This is a genomic window from Rhodococcus sp. R1101, assembly GCF_000278445.1.
GTDB lineage: Bacteria > Actinomycetota > Actinomycetes > Mycobacteriales > Mycobacteriaceae > Rhodococcus > Rhodococcus gordoniae.
The window spans coordinates 1-467 of record NZ_AJVB01000944.1 but is presented as its reverse complement, the minus strand read 5'-3'; the positions used below and the strand labels follow the sequence as shown (position 1 = coordinate 467).

The window sequence follows — 467 nt, the reverse complement described above, 5'->3', positions numbered from 1 at the left end:
CCGCGATCCTCGTCGTACCCACCATCGCCGTAGCGATGCCCTGGCTCACCGAACTGTCCCTGCTGCTCGGCCGCTGAGCCCCGACACGCCGCCCCGTTCGGCCCGCCCCGATTTCGATCGGCCCGCTGTTCGGGGGAAGCTGTAGACCATGACCGTCGAACGCACCGAAACACCGCAGGCCCAGATCGGCGTGACCGGACTGGCCGTGATGGGCTCGAACATCGCCCGCAACTTCGCCCGCCACGGCTACACCGTCGCCCTCCACAACCGCAGCATCGCCAAGACCGACGCGTTGCTCGCCGAGCACGGCGACGACGGCACCTTCGTCCGCACCGAGACCATCGACGAGTTCGTCGCCGCCCTCGAGAAGCCGCGCCGCGTCCTGATCATGGTCAAGGCCGGCGACGCCACCGACGCGGTCATCGACGAGCTCGCCGACGCCATGGAACCCGGCGACATCATCATCG

General features: G+C 68.7%; 1 protein-coding gene. It reads left to right on the top strand.

Features of this window, described 5'->3' with window-relative positions; genetic code table 11:
* Nucleotides 1-148: 148 nt before the first annotated feature.
* Nucleotides 149-467: NAD(P)-binding domain-containing protein (locus R1101_RS29060; RefSeq protein WP_037225466.1), on the top strand; the 319-nt coding region annotated here is incomplete at its 3' end.